This is a genomic window from Dyella sp. GSA-30 (genome assembly GCF_027924605.1).
Classification (GTDB): domain Bacteria; phylum Pseudomonadota; class Gammaproteobacteria; order Xanthomonadales; family Rhodanobacteraceae; genus GSA-30.
Window position 1 is genome coordinate 3,070,386 of sequence record NZ_AP027042.1, and the last position, 17,844, is coordinate 3,088,229.

Here is a 17,844-nt window from a genome sequence, read left to right on the forward strand (position 1 = left end):
TAACGAGCGGTATCAATGCCGCCGCTGGTCCGCGCTTTGGGGGCGCATGGCGTCGACGCGACCAGGAACACTTATGAGGAGAGTCACCATGAACAGGTTGATAGTCAATGCGCTTTATGTGGGGATGTCGGCTGCGCTGGCACTAAGCCTGTCTGCCTGCGACCGCGATGCCAATGCCGACCCGGGTACTACCGCCGGTGCGGCAGGGGATAACGGGGCCAAATTCGGCCGTGTAGTCAGTGTCGACCCGGTGCACGACACGGCGCCGCAGCGCGTCTGTCATGACGAGGTCGTCACGCATACCGCGCCGCCGAAAGATCAGCATCAGATCGCCGGCATGGCCATCGGTGCCGTGGCGGGTGGCTTGCTCGGTAACCAGGTCGGCAGCGGCAAAGGACGCACGTTGGCCACGGTGGCCGGCGCGGTCGGCGGCGGTTATGCCGGCAAGCGCATCGAGGAAAGCCACCAGCATGGCCAGGTCACCCAGCAGGTCGAACACCGTTGCTCGACGACCGCCGGCGACCCGAACAAGATTGTGGCGTACGATGTTCGCTACGAGTACAAGGGTGTGACTCGCACGATACGCATGGACCATGATCCGGGCGATCGCGTACAGGTTCAGGAAGGTGTGGTTGCCGTTTCAGACGCTCGCTAAGGAGGCGACATCATGCTTATGTCAAACAACAAGTGGATCGCAGGTGTGTTGGTCGCTGCCAGCGTCAGTCTGGCCGGTTGCCAGCCGTACGACACCCGTCCGCGCTACAGCGATCGTCCGCCGCCGCCGCCCGTGCAGCAGGGGCGCTACGGTTGCCAGTGCGGCGTGGTGCAGAACATCCAGCAGGTCAATACCGGCGGCGGTGGCAATGGCGGCACGCTGGGCGCTGTGATTGGTGCCGTGGCAGGCGGTGTGCTGGGCAGCACCATCGGCAAGGGCGATGGCCGTACGGCCGCTACCGTGGTCGGTGCGGTGGGCGGTGGCGTGGTCGGTAACCAGATCGGCAAGAACAGCGATGGCGGCGGTTACGCGTTCCAGATCAACATTCGCATGGACGATGGTCGCTACGCCACGGTGACGCAGCGCGAAGATCCGCAGCTTCGCCCTGGCGACTATGTGGAAATTCGCGGCGATCACGTTTATCCGCGTTGATTTGTTTGGACGTCTAGACGTTTAAACGATGAAAAAGAAAAGGCCCTCGAATGAGGGCCTTTTTTTATGCCTTGAAAAAGGCTGCAGGGTGTTCTGAGTTTTAGTTGACGCGATAGAACGTGTGTTCGCCGATGGTGCTGACGGCTTTGCCGTTATTGTTGCGCGACCAAAGCGGCGATACGGCTACAGTGGCGAAGTGATCTGCATGAGGAACAAGCAGGCGACGTTCCGCAAGCGGCAGCGCCCAGTTGTTGATCGATTCGCCGGCAATCTTCCATGCTTTGTTGAATGCATCGAGATTGCTGACGTCGAACGTTGCTGGTGTGGTGGCGGTCGCAAATTGATGCGGCGATTTCACCACTTCACATACAGTGTTGCCCCACTGGCCGCGTTCACGCCGGCGCAGTGCTACTTCAGCCACGGCGAACTGCCCGTTCGTCGGCTCACTGCGGGCTTCGAGATACACCGTCGTTGCCAGGCAGGTCTGGTCAGCGAGGGGTTGAGGCAGCACGGACGCTAACCACAACAACATAGAAAGTTTCATTTCTGCCTCCAACGTGCTGTACGCGCGAAGTCAAAAAACAACTTCGAGCGCCGTTGCGGTGGACGGGCGGGCAGGCCGTTCCACCTGGATTACTCGTTCATGCCGAAACTTGTGGCCGAACGCTTTGCCGCGGGATTGCGGCTTACTTGAGTGGCTGTCCGGGAGCCGCTCGCGTATTCATTGCTGACACAACAAGACGCAGTGCCCTCAAAGAGCACTACATACCTGCAACAGCTGATCCGCACGATGGCGGTTGTCTACGCCGGCATCTTCAGCCGGGTCGCGCCGATCCGGACCCCTCCGGTTCGTCGCGTAATTGGACACCTCCGTTTGGAGGCATCTCTCATTTGACCGGCGGAGCCTAAAGGTCGATTGCTGAACTGGCAAGTGCCGTAACTATCAAATTCACGTGGCGCTCACGTTTATGTTTTTGCGATACACATTCAACTGCGATCTATCTCTCAGTTTGGCCAGCGTTCGCTGAAAGTTACGCAAACTTTTTCATGAACGATCTCTAACGTGTTGTCGTGCAAGCCTTCGAGCAGTTCGTCGGCGACGACAGCAAGCGCGTTGTATTGATTGTTTTGCTCGACAACATCGAGCAAACGCAACGTCTCGCGCTCATCGCTGCGCCATACGGTGCCTGCGTCAACTTGTCGCGACAATACGACACTGTGCATATGCCGCTTGTTCCCGCCGCGATAGTGCAGACGCGCAACGATTTCCTGTCCCGGATAGCAACCCTTGTCGATCGATACCGCATGCAGGTGATGCAATGAAATCATCGGTGGTAACAGTTGATTCAATGCATCGTCCGGCAGCCATGGCCAACCCATGTGCAGTTGCGGCAAACGCCATGCGTTGTCGCTTGCTTCGCCGATCACCAGACTGTGCGTATCGCAACCAAGCGATGTGCGTGCATCGTCATGTTCGACAGCGTGCATGTTCATCGCTGCACTTGTCGAAAGCGTGCGCGGAGCAAACGCAGTCAACGTGACTTTCGAACGAAACACGAAACGCTTCATTGCATCGACGATGTCTTGCGCGCGACCGCCGCGCAACAGCAACAGCAGGCGATCGTCGGCGATGCGCGCTACATGAAACAGCGCGATCACGCGCCCTTTCGCATCGAGCCAGGCGCTGAAGCGCCATTGCCCTGTCGGGATATCGTCGATGCGGCTGCTCAGCTGGGCCTGCGCGAAAGCGATGGCGTCGGGGCCTTCGATCGCAAGAGTTTCGGCGAGATAGGGTGAAGTCATAGACCATCGAACCTGGGGGCGGGCGGTACCAAGCTCAAGTGTCCGGAGGCTTGTGACGGCATGTGTCTTGCAGGTCTGGCGGCGTCCGTCAAGGTTGTGCTGTATTGCCGCAAGTATTACGCTTCCGCGGCTTTATAAAACCATGTCCGATACCTCCTCTCAAACCGAAACCAAGCCCGTGCCCGCTCCTGCGGGGCCTGCCGCCGTGCCTGTCACGCCGGCCACGGACAAGGCACCGGTCGAGCGGCCGGCGCCCGATCCCACCCGCTACGGCGATTGGGAAAAGAACGGTCGCTGTATCGACTTCTGACTAGGTCTGCGCCGGCGTTGGCGTCGGCTTGGGTTTGGACAGGGGTGGGCGGTAAGGGCATCAGCGATTCCAAACCAGGATAGCCGCCATGGCAGACACCCGACGACCGCTCTCTCCCCATCTACAGATATATAAGTGGCAAGTGCAGATGGTGACCTCCATCGTGCATCGCGCCACCGGCATTGCTTTGGCCGTCGGTACCTTGATGGTGCTGTGGGGCTTGCTGGCGCTGGCCGGCGGCGAGTCGACGTTCAACCAGTTCAAGACCTGCACGGGCAGCCCGATCGGGTTGGTGCTCCTGTTTGGCTGGACCTGGGCCCTGTTCTACCACCTGTGCAACGGCATCCGACACCTGATCCAGGACGTTGGCGCTGGCTACCAGATTGCGCAGTTCGTGCGTTCAAGCTGGGCCTCGATCATCGTCAGCGTCGTGCTGACCGTGGCCGTGTGGGCCTACGTGCTCTCCGCCGGAGGTGCCGCATGAGCGCCAACGACAGCAGCAAGGTCGCCAAGGATTTCCGCAATCCGCTCAAGCGCGCTCGCGGCCTGGGTTCGGCCCAGTCGGGCGTTGGCCACTGGTGGACGCAGCGCTTGACCGCCGCCGCGCTGGTGGTGCTGGTGCTGTGGTTCGTCGCCACCGTGCTCGGCCTGCTGCATGCCGACTACGCCACCGCACGCGCCACCGTGGCCAAGCCATGGAACGCCGTGTTGCTGGCCGCTTTCATCATCACCGTGTTCTGGCATGCCGTGCTGGGCCTGCAGGTGGTGATCGAAGATTACGTGCACACCCGCTGGAAAGAAGTTTCCTCGATGGTGTTGATCAGGTTCCTCGCGGTGTTGGGCACGCTCGCTGGCGTGCTGGCCGTGCTGCGCATCGCTCTGGGGGCATAAGAGCCAATGGAAAGCTACAAGATTCAACAACATAAGTATGACGTGATCGTGGTCGGCGCCGGTGGCGCGGGCCTGCGTGCCACGTTCGGCCTGGCCGAGAAGGGCCTCAAGGCGGCCTGCATCACCAAGGTGTTCCCGACCCGTTCGCATACGGTCGCGGCCCAGGGTGGTATTTCCGCCGCGCTCGGCAACATGGGCGAAGACGACTGGCGCTTCCACTTCTACGACACCATCAAGGGGTCGGATTGGCTGGGCGACCAGGACGCGATCGAATACATGTGCCGCGAGGCCATTCCCTCGATCATCGAGCTGGAACATTACGGCGTGCCGTTCTCGCGTACCGAGGAAGGCAAGATCTACCAGCGTCCGTTCGGCGGCATGACCACGCACTACGGCAAGGGCACCGCGCAGCGCACCTGTGCCGCGGCCGACCGTACCGGCCACGCGATCCTGCATACGCTGTATCAGCAGGCGCTGGCGCACGACGCCACGTTCTTTATCGAATACTTCGCCATCGACCTGGTCTTTGACGAAGAGGGCGTCTGCCGCGGCGTGCTCGCGCTGGACATGAACGAAGGCACCTTGCACTTCTTCCGCGGTCACGCGGTGGTGCTGGCGACCGGCGGCTACGGCCGTGCCTACTTCAGCGCCACCTCGGCGCATACCTGCACCGGCGACGGTGGCGGCATGGTGCTGCGCGCGGGTCTCGCGCTGCAGGACATGGAGTTCGTGCAGTTCCATCCGACCGGCATCTACGGTTCGGGCTGCCTGATCACCGAAGGCGTGCGTGGCGAAGGCGGTTACCTGACCAACTCCAACGGCGAGCGCTTCATGGAGCGCTATGCGCCCAACGCGAAGGATCTGGCCTCGCGCGACGTTGTCAGTCGTGCGATGACCATGGAAATCCGCGAAGGCCGCGGCGTGGGCGAGCACAAGGACCACATCCACATCAACTTGATGCACCTGGGCAAGGACGTGATTCATGAGCGTCTGCCGGGTATCGCCGAGTCGGCGCGCATCTTTGCCGGTGTGGACGTGACGAAAGAACCGATCCCGGTGATCCCGACCGTCCACTACAACATGGGCGGTATCCCGACCAACTATCACGGCGAAGTCGTGCAGAAGCGCGGCGATAACGTCGATGCAGTGGTGCCGGGCCTGTTCGCCATCGGCGAAGCGGCCTGCGTGTCGGTGCATGGCGCTAACCGCCTGGGCTCGAACTCGCTGCTCGATCTGGTGGTGTTCGGCCGTGCGGTGGCCCATCGTTGCGCCGAGATCATCAAGCCCAATACGTCGCACAAGGATCTGCCGGCCAGCGTGCTGGACAAGGCCCTGGGTCGTTTCGACGGTCTGCGTCACGCCAAGGGCAGCCTGCCGACGGCGAAGATCCGCGCCGAAATGCAACGCACCATGCAGTCGGACGCCGCGGTATTCCGTACCGACGAGTCGCTCAAGGAAGGCTGCCGGAAGATCACCGCCGCTTACGACTCCTTCAAGGATGTCGGCGTCAGTGATCGTTCGATGGTGTGGAACTCCGACCTGATCGAAACGCTGGAACTGTCGAACCTGCTGGGTCAGGCCGTGGCCACGATGTATTCGGCCGAGCAGCGTCCGGAAAGTCGCGGTGCGCATGCACGCGAGGATTTCCCGGACCGCAACGATCACGAGTGGCAGAAGCACACGCTGGTGTCGGTGGACGACAACGGCAAGGCGTCGTTCGACTTCCGCCCGGTGCATATGTACACGATGACCAGCGACGTCGAAGTGGTGCCGCCGAAGAAGCGCGTTTACTAAGCGCGCGTCTTTTCTCGAATGCTGTAAGGCGCCCGCCTAGGCGGGCTGTCAGCCAAGTAAAACAGTGAGGCAATCGTGGCCGAGTTCACGCTACCCAAAAATTCAAAGGTCCAGCAGGGCCAGCACTTTCCGGCCAAGGACGCGAAAAAACCGCGTACGTTCCGGATCTATCGCTGGACGCCGGACGACGGCAAGAATCCGCGCATCGACAGCTACGAGGTCGACCTGGCCGCATGCGGCCCGATGGTTCTGGACGCGTTGCTGAAGATCAAGAACGAAATCGATCCGACGCTGACGCTGCGCCGCTCCTGCCGTGAAGGCATCTGCGGTTCCTGCGCCATGAACATCGACGGCACCAACACCCTGGCGTGCACCCGCGCGATCGAAGATTGCGCCTCGGGCGACGTCAAGATCTATCCGCTGCCGCATATGCCGGTGGTGAAGGATCTGGTGCCGGACCTGACCCACTTCTACGCCCAGTTCGCCTCGATCAAGCCCTGGCTGCGCACGCAGAGCCCGGCGCCGGCCGACAAGGAGCGCCTGCAGTCGCCCGAAGACCGCAAGAAGCTCGACGGTCTGTACGAGTGCATTCTGTGCGCCTGCTGCTCGACCAGCTGCCCGAGCTACTGGTGGAACGGCGACAAGTACCTGGGTCCGGCGATCCTGTTGCAGGCCTACCGCTGGATCGTCGACAGCCGCGACGAAGACACCGGTGCGCGCCTGGACGATCTGGAAGATCCGTTCAAGCTGTATCGCTGCCACACCATCATGAACTGCGCCCGCACCTGCCCGAAGGGTCTGAACCCGGCCAAGGCGATTGCGGAGATCAAGAAGCTGATCGTCGAGCGCCGCGCGCCCTGACGGCGATGGCCGGCGGGAACCGATCCCTGCCGGCCTTATCGCGGTTTACGGTCTGAACGCTATGGACGAAGCCCGCATCAAGCGCCTGCGCTGGCGCACCCGCCGTGGTACCCGGGAGCTCGACGCCCTGTTCGGCGGCTGGCTGGAAGATCATTTTGCCGGTGCCGATGAAGCCACCCGGCAGGCATTCGACGAATTGCTCGACGTGCAGGACCCGGATCTCTGGGACTGGGTCATGGGCCACGCCCAGCCCGAACGCGCAGACTGGAAGCGCATCATCGATGACATCCGAGCCCGGCATTCGCTTTGAGTATCGGCCTTCGCGGCTGCCTTTGTACCTGGCGTCGAGTGGCCTGTGCCTGGTGTTGCTGGCGCTGTTCGCCGCCGATATCCCGCTGATTTTGCAGTTCTCGATAGCGATCGCGGCGCTGGTACTGGCGTTCTATCGACAGCGCCGTGCGGCAGATCGCGCTGTACGCCGAGTCCAGTGGGCCTCCGATGGAACCTGGACCGTTGATCTGGCGACGGGTCACGAAGTCGCGATGGAGCTGGACACGTTCCGCACGTTCGGCTCGCACATCGTGCTGAATCTGCGCTCTGGCGATGCGGTAGGGCCGATCCTTTGGTTGGCCGGCGACAACACCGATGAGGCGACACGTCGGCGATTGCGCATGCGTTTGGCCAAGGCCGCATCGGCGGAGCTGCCGGAGACCCTCCCTGATCCGTCATCCTGGCGAACGCCGGGATCCAGTGCCTTGCGCTCCAACGTGCGAAAGACGCTGGGCCCCGGCGTTCGCCGGGGCGACGATGGGAAGTGAGATTGTTTGAAGCTTCCATCAATCGCCGGGGCGCCGAACCCATGAAAACTTGCCGCATTTCCCCATATCGGGCACTTTAACCGCCGCAACGCGGTCATATGCCCGATAATGCCTGCTCTGGGCGGCCATAGCCCTGCGACTCCTAATAAGCGACCCATTCATGTTTCGACCGCTAGAGCTTTTCATCGGCTTGCGCTACACCCGCGCCAAACGGCGCAATCAGTTCATCTCGTTTATCTCAGCGGTTTCGATTATCTGCATTGCAATCAGCGTGACCGCGCTGATCGCCGTGTTGTCGGTGATGAACGGCTTCGATAGCGAATTGCGCTCGCGCATCCTCGGCGCGATTTCGCATGCGACCGTCTCCGGGCTGCCGGGCGAGAGCGTGCAGGATTGGCACAAGGCGGTGCAGGTGGCCGATGCCAACGCGCACGTCAAAGGCGCGGCGCCGTATGTGGAAGCGCAGGCGATGCTGCTTGGCCGGCGTTCGAGTGGCGCGATAGTGCGTGGCATCGAGCCCGATCAGGAGCCGAAGGTTTCCGATATCAACACGCATATGGTGGAGGGCACGCTCGACGGCCTGACACCGCGCAGCTGGAATATCGTGCTGGGCAAGGAGCTGGCGCTGCAGTTGGGCGTCAACACCGGCGATACGGTGATCATGGTGGTGCCGCAGTTTCGCGGTACGCCGATGGGTTCGGTGCCGCGCCAGCGCGCCTTCAAGGTCAGTGGCGTGTTCGAACTGGGTATGCAGGAGTTCGACTCGGGCCTGGCGCTGGTCAATATGACCGATGCCGAAGTGCTCAATGATCTGAACGGCCCTACAGGCGTTCGCCTGAAGCTCGACGATCTGTTCAACGCCCGCCCCGTAGCGCGCGAACTGGCCGACGCGCTGGGCCAGACCTATCGCGTCGAAACCTGGATGGACAGCCACGCCAATTTCTTCTCCGCCATTTCAATGGAGAAGAAAGTCATGTTCATCATCCTGTCGCTGATCATCCTGGTCGCCGTGATCAACCTGATCTCGATGCTGATGATGCTGGTTACCGACAAGCAGGCGGATATCGCGATCCTGCGCACGCTTGGCGCAACGCCGCTGAGCATCATGGGCACCTTCATGGTGCAAGGCGTGTTGGTGGGTTTTGTCGGCATCGGTGTCGGTGTCGGCCTGGGTTCGTTGCTGTCGTGGAAGCTGCCGGTCATCGTCAAATGGATCGAGCACACCTTCCATGTGACCTTCCTGTCGCCGGACGTCTACTACATCAGCGAATTGCCCAGCCAGTTGCTGGCCTCGGACGTGGGCTGGGTGACGCTGATCACCTTCGGCTTCTCGTTGTTGGCCACCTTGTATCCCGCGTGGCGCGCCTCGCGCACGCAGCCGGCGCAGGCGCTGCGCTATGAGTGATTTCATGAATCAGACTGCTCCAGACCAGCCCGTTGTGACCCAGCCCATCGTGCTGCGCGCCAGGAATATCGCCAAGACGTACGAAGAGGGCGGTTTGAATACCCAGGTGCTGAGCAATGTCAGCTTCGAGCTTCGTCGCGGCGAGACCTTGGCTATTGTCGGTGCATCGGGCTCGGGCAAGAGCACACTGCTGCATATCATCGGCGGCCTGGACACGCTCACCGCCGGCGAGGTCGAGGTGGAAGGGCGCCTGCTCTCCAAACTCTCCGACGCCGAGCGTGGTCGCGTGCGCAATCGCTCGCTGGGTTTCATCTATCAGTTCCATCATTTGTTGCCCGAGTTCACCGCGCTGGAGAACGTCTGCATGCCGTTGCTGATTCGCGGCGTAGCCATTGCGCAGGCGGAAAAAGAGGCGAAAGCGCTACTCGATCGCGTGGGCTTGAGCAAGCGCATCGAACACAAGCCGGGAGAGCTTTCCGGCGGTGAACGCCAGCGTTGCGCGGTCGCGCGCGCCTTGGTGACCCGGCCGGCCTGCGTGCTGGGCGACGAGCCCACCGGCAACCTGGACGAAGGCAATGCCGCGCAGGTCTATGAGCTGATGTTGGAGCTCAATCGCGAAATCGGTACCAGCTTCATCCTGGTCACGCACGATAGTCGCCTTGCCGGGCGCATGGACCGAACCCTGGAACTGCACAACGGCAGTTTGATGGAGCGCCAGCGCGCCTGATTTTCACGCGCAAAGCCTACGAGGCTTTCGGCCTGGAACGGGACGCGCATCGGCCGGGCTGACTTCATCCTTGCGGGATGATCGGTCTGTCGCGATTTACCGGCGTAGTGCCGCTGAGCCTGAGCATGCTCGGCGGTGCCCTCACTGTCGCCTGTCTGCCGAACTTGTTATCGCGCTATGGCGCTGCCGCGATGGCATTGGTCTTGCTCGCGGTGGCTTGCCGTTGGCGTGGGTGTCGATTACCGGCGTTTTTTATGCTGGGCTTTGCCTGGGCAACGATTCACGGCTCGCTGGCAATGGAAGCCCGCTTGCCAGATACCTTGTACGGCAAGAACGTACTTGTGACGGGACACATCGATGGCCTTCCGGTGGCACGATCGGACGCAACCCGTTTCATGCTGCGTATCGAACAGGCCGAGCTGGATGGCCAGCCACTCGACTTGCGCGGCAAGCTTCGTCTTTCCTGGCACAGGCCTCGCCTCCCTTTGCCGGCCTGCTCGCGCTGGCGATTGATGCTGCGGCTGAAGCGTCCGCGCGGCCTGGTCAATCCAGGCGGCATCGACAGCGAACGCGTCGCGCTGACCAATCGCATCGTAGCGACCGGCTATGTGCGCGAAGACGCCGCGAACACGATGCTCGCCGATTCAGGCACGTGTGTGGATGGCTGGCGAGAGACCTTGAGCCAGCGCATTGCCGAGCGAGTGGCGGACCGCCGCGACGCGGCTTCGTTGCGTGCGTTTGCCGTAGGCGATACGCGGGGGCTCGATAACCGCGATTGGGAAATCGCGCGGGCGAATGGCATTCCGCACCTGATCGCCATCTCCGGTTTTCACGTCGGCGTTGCGGCGATCGGCGGCGTATGGCTGGTGCAACTGTTTTATCTGCTATGGCCGGCGCTGGGGTTACGTATACCTGCGCCGATCGCAAAGGCCGTCATGGCACTACTGGTCGCCGCTGGCTACGGCGTATTGGCCGGGCTTGGCGTGGCGACGGTTCGAACGTTATTGATGATTGCAGTCATCGCGTGGGCTCGCTGCCTTCGGCGACAGCCCGATGCGGCAGTCTCACTCGCCATCGCGTTGATCGCGATGCTGTTGCTCGATCCGCTTTCGGTGCTGACGGCCGGATTCTGGTTGTCGTTCGTCGGTGTAGCTTTGCTGATGTTCTGCCCCAAGACGCGGCGGGGTGGCTGGCGCGGTTTCATACGCGAGTTGTGTTCGGCTCAGTGGCTGATGACGGTCTCGCTGCTGCCGTTGACGATGTGGTTTTTCGGCGAGGCTTCTCTGATTGGCGCACTGTCCAATCTGTTCGCCATCCCCGTAGTGAGCTTGCTCGTCGTGCCAGGGGTCTTGTTGAGTATGGTCTTGCTCATGCTCTGTGCACCTTTGGCGACGCCGCTTCTGTGGCTGCTTGCCGGGCTGATGCATGGGCAATGGTGGCTATTCGAACAACTGGCGCGCTTGCCGGGGGCGCATTGGTATCTGCCGCAGGTTCGGCTATGGGCTTTGCTGTGCGCGCTGATCGGTGCCGTATGGATGTTCTCCCCGCGAGGCGTGCCTCTGCGCATACTCGGCGCGTTGCTGTTTCTGCCTCTGTTGTTTCCGCCGCTATCGCGCCCCAAGCAAGGGGCCTTTGAAATGTGGATGCTGGATGTCGGGCAGGGGCTGGCGATCCTGCTGCGCACACAACATCACACGCTGGTGTATGACACCGGCGCGGGGTATTCCGCCGATTTCACTATGGGCGATGCCGTGGTGTTGCCCTCGATGCGGGCGTTGGGCTGGCGCCGGCTCGACCGACTCATCGTCAGTCATGCGGATAACGATCACGCCGGTGGCGCGCAGGCGGTGATGCGTGCATTTCCCGGGGCCATCGCAACCACGGGTGAGCCGGAGCGCCTGCCTGATCTTGCTCGATGCGAATCGGGCGAAAACTGGATATGGGATGACGTGCGCTTCAGCTTGATCCAGCCGCCCAGTGATCCGGGTGCTTCAAATAACGATCGATCCTGTGTGCTGCTGGTGGAGGGGCGAGGCGGCAGTCTTGTCATCGGTGGCGATATCTCGGCGAAGGTCGAAGCCAGGTTGCTGGACCGCTTTCCGCTGTCCTCGCCCACCGTATTGCTGGCACCGCATCACGGCAGCCGCCATTCATCCAGTGAGCGTTTTATTGCCGCGGTCCAGCCATCGCTGGCGCTGGTCTCCGCAGGCTGGCGCAGCCGCTTCGGTCATCCGCATCCGCTGGTGGTCGAGCGTTACGGCGCGGCCGGCGTTCCCTTGCTGAATACGGCCGATACGGGGGCGGTTCGCGTCGACTTTCCCACCGACGCCGCGCCGCATGTTGCAGCACGATGGCGTCAGGTTCGGCGCCCATACTGGCGCGAATAGCCCAAAAGGCGGGTCACCCCCGGGAACGGGCGCGATTGCACGGAAACGAACGACGGCGCTGCTATGATTCGCGCTTCGTTAACGTTTGGGAGCGCAGGGCTCGTGCTGGATATCCTGATGGCTGGCGGTTGGGCGATGTTGCCCATCCTGATCTGTTCGGCGATCGCACTGGCGATCGTGCTTGAGCGCTGTTGGACCCTGCGCCGTTCCGCGGTGCTACCGGCAGGTCTGGGCGACGAGGTGCGCAATTGGGCGCGTTCCGGTCAGCTCGATCCCGCCCACTTGCAGACGCTGGCCAACGGCTCGCCGTTGGGCGAGCTCCTGGCCGCCGCGCTCGCGGTGCGCAATCGCCCGCGCGAATTGATCAAGGAACGCATCGAGGACACCGGCCGCCATGTCGTGCACAACATGGAGCGTTACCTCAATAGCCTGGGTACGATCGCACTGATCGGCCCGCTGCTTGGCTTGCTTGGTACGGTGATCGGCCTGATCCGCATGTTCATGGAAGTGATGCGCGGCGGTGTCGGCGACCCGATGAAGATGGCCGGCGGTATCGGCGAGGCGCTGATCTGCACCGCGTCGGGTCTGGTCGTGGCGATTCCCGCCTATGTGCTGCACCGCTATTTCCGTTCCAAGGTCGCCGGCCATGTCGTCGAGATGGAAAAGCAGGCGACGGCCTTGCTGGACGAACTGACCCCGGCGCCCCCGGCACCGCGCACGCGTCGTAGCAGCGCGGCCAGCGCCGAATCGAGCGCGGGCTGACACGCATGCGTATCGGCAATGATCGCCGGCAGGACGATTTCGAGATCAACGTGATTTCGCTGATCGACGTGCTGCTGACCCTACTGATGTTTTTCGTGCTGACTACCACGTTTATCCAGCATTCGCGGATGCAGGTGACCCTGCCCAAGGCGAGCGCGGAAGAGCGCGACATGCAGGCGCCCGCGGTCACTGTCGTGGTCGACCGCGACGGGCATTTCTTCGTGGGCAGCGATGAAGTGCATGGTGAGGGCATCGAACCGCTCAAGCAGGCGATCGCACAGGCCGCCGGTGACGATCGCGAACGCCAGGTCACGATCCGGGCCGATGCGATGACGGCGCATCAGAACGTGGTCATCGCGATGGATGCGCTCGGGCAATTGGGCTTTACCAAGCTGTCGATCGCGACGACGCCGAGCGAAGCCGCGCCGACCGACGCAGGCAGCGCCAAGTGAGCAAGAAAACCGGTTCTGTCTGGGGCAGCGACTCCTGGCAGACGTACAAGCGCCTGCTTGGTTATCTCAAGCCGTATCGCGCCATCGGTGCGATATCGCTGCTCGGCATGGCGATTGAAAGCGGCTGCCTGGCCGCTTTCGTCAAATTGCTGCGTCCGCTCATCGACCAGTTGCTGGCCGAGAAGGACCCGTATCTGATTTTCTGGATGCCGATCTGGATCATCGGCATTTTTCTGTTGCGTGGCGCAGGAATATTCATCAACGACTACGGCATTTCGTATATCGGCCGTAACATCGTGCAGACCATGCGACGCGATGTGTTTTCCGCCTACCTGCGCTTGCCAGCACGTTTTTTTGGCGACGAGCATTCCGGCCAACAGGTTTCGCGCATCACCTACACCAGTGAGCAGGTCGCGTCCGCGTCGACCGACGCGGTGAAGGTTGCGGTCACCGAAAGCCTGACCGTGCTCGGCATGCTCTACGTCATGCTGAGCAACAGCGCCTACCTGACCATGGCCTTGTTCGTGATGGTGCCGGCCATTGTCTTGATCGTGACTGTGGTGAGCCGTCGCTATCGGAATATCAGCCGGCGTATCCAGGGCACCATGGGCGCGGTGACCGGCACGGTGGAAGAGTCGGTCGGCGCGCATCGCGAAGTGCGCATCTATGGCGGCCAGGAACACGAGTCCAAGCGATTCGAGGAAGTCACCAACTACAGTCGTCGCCTGAACCTGAAAGTATCCGCGACCAGCGCGATGTCCAGCGCCACCGTGCAGACCGCCGCGGCGTTTGCGCTGGCGCTGCTGGTCTACCTGGGTACGCGCCCCGGTGAGATCGACAAGATCTCGCCCGGCGTGTTTATTTCCGTGCTTACCGCGATGGGCGGCATGATGCCGTCGCTGAAGCGATTGACCAATGTGCAATCGAACGTGCAGCGCGGTCTGGCCGCATGCGACGACCTGTTCGAGATCATCGACATGCCGCCGGAGATGGATCACGGCACGCGCGTGCTCGAACGTACGCAGGGCGATATCGCATTCAAGGACGTCCGGCTGGTGTATCCACGCAACCAGTTCGAAGCGCTGCGCGGCATCGATCTGCAATGTCGCCCCGGTACGGTGACGGCCCTGGTCGGCCGTTCGGGCAGCGGCAAGAGCAGTCTGGTCAGCCTGTTGCCGCGTTTCTATGAGCCCAGCGGCGGCACGATTACCGTCGACGGCGAGGACTATCAAGGCTATACGCTTGCCTCGCTGCGCCGGCAGATTGCCTGGGTAGGGCAGAGCGTGGTGCTGTTCGACGGTACGGTCGCCGACAATATTGCTTACGGCGAACTCGCCGGTTCCAGCGACGCGGCGATCGTTGCCGCGGCGGAGGCCGCCAATGCGATGGAGTTCATCGCCAAGCTGCCCAACGGCATCCACACGCCGATCGGTCAGGGCGGCAACATGCTTTCCGGCGGTCAACGCCAGCGCATCGCCATCGCACGCGCCATTCTGAAGAACGCGCCGATCCTGGTGCTGGACGAAGCGACCAGCGCCCTGGATACCGAGTCGGAACGGCTGATCCAGCAGGCGCTGCAGCGCCTGATGCGCGATCGCACCACCTTGGTCATCGCGCATCGTTTGTCCACTATCGAAGGTGCCGACCAGATCGCCGTGATGGACCAGGGCCGCATCGTCGAGCGTGGTACCCACGACCAGTTGTTGGCGATGAGCGGCCACTATGCCGCCTTGCATCGCATGCAGTTCCACGAGAAGCCGAGCGACTGAGGCGCCCACGACGGTGCTGGCCGATACGCTTCAATCCGCCTGGTATGGGAAGGGACGCGTGCCCTGGTGGGCCTGGCCGCTGAGTGCGCTTTATGGCGGCCTGATCCGCCTGCGTCGTGCGCTTTATCGCGCCGACACCTTCAGCAGCGAGCGCTTGCCCGTTCCGGTCATCGTCATCGGCAATATCAGCGTGGGCGGGACCGGCAAGACGCCGCTGACCATCGCGGTTGCCGAAGCGCTGCAGCATTACGGCTTGCGTCCTGGCGTGGTCAGTCGGGGGTATGGCGGCACGCAACGTGAGCCGATGCTGCTGGGCGCGGCACCAGACCCTGCGCAGGTGGGCGACGAGCCCTGCCTGATCCGTGCGAGCGGGGTCGAAGTGGCAATCGGGCGCGATCGTCCGGCTGCCGCGCGACTGTTGCTGGAGGCCGGCTGCGATGTCGTGATCGCCGATGACGGGTTGCAGCACTACCGCCTGGCCCGCGATATCGAAATCTGTGTCATCGACGGTCAGCGTCGCTTCGGCAATGGCCGTCTGCTTCCGGCAGGCCCGTTGCGCGAGCCGATGGCGCGGCTGGCATCGACCGATTTTCGGGTTTGCAACGGTGGTCGGCCCGAGGCCGGCGAAGTGCCGATGACGCTTGCCGGCGGCCAGGCACGCGCGCTGCTGGACGGGCATGCCCAGGCCCTGGCTGAATTCGCCGGGCAGCGGGTACGCGCTATCGCGGCGATCGGTAACCCCGGGCGTTTCTTCGACAGCTTGCGCAGCTACGGGCTGGATGTGGTGGAGCAGGCCTTTCCCGATCACCATGCCTATACCGCGGTCGAACTGGATTTCCACGACAGCTTGCCCCTGCTGATGACCGAGAAAGACGCGGTCAAATGCGCGCCGTTCGCCCAGCCGCACTGGTGGGCGGTACCGGTTCGGGCGGAGCTGCCTGCGTCGTTTCTGGCGGCCCTTATTCAGCGCGTCGGCGCCCTGAAGCGCTGAGCCCGGCCGGGGCTGGTTTATCATGGGTGTCCGGGCTATCCCGCACATCCATTCTGCAAGCGCTTTTCGGAGACGTCATGAGCCTTATCCAAACGCCGGTGTCCTACGGCGAACTGATCGACAAGATCACCATTCTCGAAATCAAGTCGCGTCAGATTACCGACCCGGCCAAGCTGGCCAATGTGCGCAACGAGCTGGACCTGCTCAATGCGACCTGGGCCAATGACGCCGCTTCGAAGACGGATATTTCCCGTGAGCGTGCCGATCTGCTCAAGGTCAATGAAACCTTGTGGGATATCGAAGACCGTATTCGCCTGAAGGAAAAGGCGCAGGCATTCGATCAGGAATTTATCGAGCTGGCTCGCGCGGTGTATTTCCGCAATGACGAGCGCGCTGCGTTCAAGCGCGAGATCAATCTCAAGCTTGGTTCGCAGTTGGTGGAAGAGAAGTCGTATCAGGATTATCGCGCGTCTTGAAACTGAGGGCTTAGAGCCCCCCTCACTCTAACCCTCTCCCCCGGCATAGCCAGGGGAGAGGGAATCGACTGAGGCAAGTCTTCAAGGTTTCGTGCTTTTGCTCCCTCTCCCGTGGCTATGCCGAGGGAGAGGGTTGGGGTGAGGGGGCCGGGTGCTCGCGGAACCCTTTACTACTTCTTCAAAAACGCCGCACACGCCTCAAACCGCTCGATCACCGCATCCACCGAAATCAAATCCATCACCCCGGGCTTTTCGATCTTCGTGCCCCACGGGATTTCATGCGCCGGCTTGCCCAGATATTTGCGCGCCGCCGCGTCATACATGTTCACGCACCAGCGTCGATCCGAGTAAGGACCGGAACGATCCGGGTTGCTCGCGGCATGCAAACCCAGCACCTTGCAGCCGACCGAATTTGCCATATGCATCGGCCCCGAATCGGGCGTCAGCAGCATCGGTGCACGGGCGAGCATCGCCATCAACTGCTTGAGGGTGTCCTTGCCGGTCAGGTCGAGTGGCTTGTGGCGTGTCGTGGCGAGAATCGTGTCGGCCATGCTGCGCTCAAGCGCCGACGGTCCGCCGACCAGTACCACGCGCCAGCCCTTGGCGGCGGCATGGTCCATGACCTGGGCGTAGCGCGCCGGCTCCCAGTTGCGTAGCGCATGGCTCGATGTCGGGCTGACCAGCAACGTCGGCGTATCGCCGGGAAGCTTTTCCGCTGCCCAGGCATGCGCCTCATCGGGAATCGGGATATCCCAACGCACTTCACGTTGTTTCAGTCCCAGCGGCTCGCAGAAGCTGCCGATGGCGTCGAGCACATGCTCGCCGGTTCGTGCGGGAATACGTTCGTTGATCACCAGGCCGTGCAGATCCTTGGCGCGCGCGTGGTCGTAACCGATGCGGCGTTTCGCGCGAATCCCCAGGCTGAGGAGATTCGAACGCATGGCCACCTGCATCTGCAGCAAGGCGTCAAACCGCTGATTTCGCAAACTTTCGCGTACGGCGCGCATGCCGCCCCAGCCGGCGCCCTTGTCGAAGGTGACGAACTCCACGCCAGGAAGGTCGCCAACCAGCTTGCGCTCGAGTTTGCCGACGATCCAGGTCAGCCGCGTTTGCGGCCAGGCCTGCTGCAGGGTCCGGACCAGCGGGACGACGTGTGTGACATCGCCGATGGCCGAGGTGCGCAACAGGCAGATCGAGGTGGGAGCGGACATAAGGCCTTCGGTTAGAATGGTCGAACGAGTTGAACCGGGC

General features: G+C 62.2%; 20 protein-coding genes. 17 read left to right on the forward strand and 3 right to left on the reverse strand.

Going from position 1 to position 17,844, the window contains the following annotated elements:
* Nucleotides 1-88: 88 nt before the first annotated feature.
* Both QMG46_RS13420 and QMG46_RS13425 read left to right on the forward strand, forming a co-directional pair.
* Nucleotides 89-655: a glycine zipper 2TM domain-containing protein gene (locus QMG46_RS13420; RefSeq protein ID WP_281848332.1), complete on the forward strand. Its 567-nt coding sequence runs from the start codon at nt 89-91 to the stop codon at nt 653-655.
* Between the two features lie 12 nt (nt 656-667).
* On the forward strand, nt 668-1,147 hold the full coding sequence (locus tag QMG46_RS13425; protein ID WP_281848333.1) for an outer membrane lipoprotein: 480 nt from the start codon (nt 668-670) through the stop codon (nt 1,145-1,147).
* 100 nt (nt 1,148-1,247) lie between these two features.
* On the opposite strand, the gene QMG46_RS13430 is transcribed toward QMG46_RS13425, so the two are convergent.
* Both QMG46_RS13430 and QMG46_RS13435 read right to left on the reverse strand, forming a co-directional pair.
* Nucleotides 1,248-1,691 (reverse strand): cell wall hydrolase, encoded by a 444-nt coding sequence (locus tag QMG46_RS13430; RefSeq protein ID WP_281848334.1) that lies wholly within the window; start codon nt 1,689-1,691, stop codon nt 1,248-1,250.
* 461 nt (nt 1,692-2,152) lie between these two features.
* Nucleotides 2,153-2,950 carry a CAF17-like 4Fe-4S cluster assembly/insertion protein YgfZ gene (locus tag QMG46_RS13435; protein ID WP_281848335.1) on the reverse strand — a complete coding sequence of 266 codons (798 nt, stop codon included), beginning with the start codon at nt 2,948-2,950 and terminating at the stop codon, nt 2,153-2,155.
* 142 nt (nt 2,951-3,092) lie between these two features.
* On the opposite strand from QMG46_RS13435, the gene QMG46_RS13440 reads away from it, so the two are divergent.
* The 15 genes from QMG46_RS13440 to QMG46_RS13510 all read left to right on the forward strand — a co-directional run bounded on the left by QMG46_RS13440 (nt 3,093) and on the right by QMG46_RS13510 (nt 16,593).
* Nucleotides 3,093-3,260, forward strand: coding sequence for a DUF1674 domain-containing protein (locus QMG46_RS13440; RefSeq protein ID WP_281848336.1), 168 nt, complete (start codon nt 3,093-3,095; stop codon nt 3,258-3,260).
* An 88-nt stretch (nt 3,261-3,348) separates the two neighbouring features.
* Nucleotides 3,349-3,744 (forward strand): succinate dehydrogenase, cytochrome b556 subunit, encoded by a 396-nt coding sequence (gene sdhC / locus QMG46_RS13445; RefSeq protein WP_281848337.1) that lies wholly within the window; start codon nt 3,349-3,351, stop codon nt 3,742-3,744.
* Nucleotides 3,741-4,151, forward strand: a complete 411-nt coding sequence (sdhD, locus tag QMG46_RS13450) for a succinate dehydrogenase, hydrophobic membrane anchor protein (RefSeq protein WP_281848338.1) — start codon at nt 3,741-3,743, stop codon at nt 4,149-4,151. The genes sdhC and sdhD overlap by 4 nt, the downstream gene beginning before the upstream one ends.
* A gap of 6 nt (nt 4,152-4,157) precedes the next feature.
* Complete coding sequence (sdhA, locus tag QMG46_RS13455; RefSeq protein ID WP_281848339.1) at nt 4,158-5,945, forward strand: succinate dehydrogenase flavoprotein subunit; 1,788 nt, start codon at nt 4,158-4,160, stop codon at nt 5,943-5,945.
* A gap of 75 nt (nt 5,946-6,020) precedes the next feature.
* The gene (locus QMG46_RS13460; RefSeq protein WP_281848340.1) at nt 6,021-6,806 is read left to right on the forward strand and encodes a succinate dehydrogenase iron-sulfur subunit; all 786 of its coding nucleotides are present in this window, start codon (nt 6,021-6,023) and stop codon (nt 6,804-6,806) included.
* 61 nt (nt 6,807-6,867) lie between these two features.
* Nucleotides 6,868-7,116 (forward strand): FAD assembly factor SdhE, encoded by a 249-nt coding sequence (locus tag QMG46_RS13465; RefSeq protein WP_281848341.1) that lies wholly within the window; start codon nt 6,868-6,870, stop codon nt 7,114-7,116.
* Nucleotides 7,088-7,624, forward strand: a complete 537-nt coding sequence (locus QMG46_RS13470; protein WP_281848342.1) for a protein YgfX — start codon at nt 7,088-7,090, stop codon at nt 7,622-7,624. Before QMG46_RS13465 ends, QMG46_RS13470 begins: the two co-directional genes overlap by 29 nt.
* Before the next feature lie 160 nt (nt 7,625-7,784).
* Nucleotides 7,785-9,029: a lipoprotein-releasing ABC transporter permease subunit gene (locus QMG46_RS13475; protein WP_281848343.1), complete on the forward strand. Its 1,245-nt coding sequence runs from the start codon at nt 7,785-7,787 to the stop codon at nt 9,027-9,029.
* Nucleotides 9,030-9,033: 4 nt separating this feature from the next.
* Complete coding sequence (gene lolD / locus QMG46_RS13480; RefSeq protein WP_281848344.1) at nt 9,034-9,756, forward strand: lipoprotein-releasing ABC transporter ATP-binding protein LolD; 723 nt, start codon at nt 9,034-9,036, stop codon at nt 9,754-9,756.
* 77 nt (nt 9,757-9,833) lie between these two features.
* Nucleotides 9,834-12,143, forward strand: a complete 2,310-nt coding sequence (locus QMG46_RS13485; RefSeq protein WP_281848345.1) for a DNA internalization-related competence protein ComEC/Rec2 — start codon at nt 9,834-9,836, stop codon at nt 12,141-12,143.
* A 102-nt stretch (nt 12,144-12,245) separates the two neighbouring features.
* On the forward strand, nt 12,246-12,905 hold the full coding sequence (locus tag QMG46_RS13490; RefSeq protein WP_281848346.1) for a MotA/TolQ/ExbB proton channel family protein: 660 nt from the start codon (nt 12,246-12,248) through the stop codon (nt 12,903-12,905).
* A 5-nt stretch (nt 12,906-12,910) separates the two neighbouring features.
* Nucleotides 12,911-13,357: an ExbD/TolR family protein gene (locus QMG46_RS13495; protein WP_281848347.1), complete on the forward strand. Its 447-nt coding sequence runs from the start codon at nt 12,911-12,913 to the stop codon at nt 13,355-13,357.
* Nucleotides 13,354-15,126: a lipid A export permease/ATP-binding protein MsbA gene (msbA, locus tag QMG46_RS13500; protein WP_281848348.1), complete on the forward strand. Its 1,773-nt coding sequence runs from the start codon at nt 13,354-13,356 to the stop codon at nt 15,124-15,126. The genes QMG46_RS13495 and msbA overlap by 4 nt, the downstream gene beginning before the upstream one ends.
* 58 nt (nt 15,127-15,184) lie before the next feature.
* Nucleotides 15,185-16,117: a tetraacyldisaccharide 4'-kinase gene (gene lpxK, locus QMG46_RS13505; RefSeq protein ID WP_281848349.1), complete on the forward strand. Its 933-nt coding sequence runs from the start codon at nt 15,185-15,187 to the stop codon at nt 16,115-16,117.
* Nucleotides 16,118-16,194: 77 nt separating this feature from the next.
* A complete protein-coding gene (locus tag QMG46_RS13510) occupies nt 16,195-16,593 on the forward strand; it encodes a DUF6165 family protein (protein WP_281848350.1) in 399 nt (132 codons plus the stop codon).
* A gap of 170 nt (nt 16,594-16,763) precedes the next feature.
* Here QMG46_RS13510 and QMG46_RS13515 read toward each other — a convergent pair whose 3' ends face one another.
* A complete protein-coding gene (locus QMG46_RS13515; RefSeq protein WP_281848351.1) occupies nt 16,764-17,804 on the reverse strand; it encodes a glycosyltransferase family 9 protein in 1,041 nt (346 codons plus the stop codon).
* Nucleotides 17,805-17,844 lie beyond the last annotated feature (40 nt).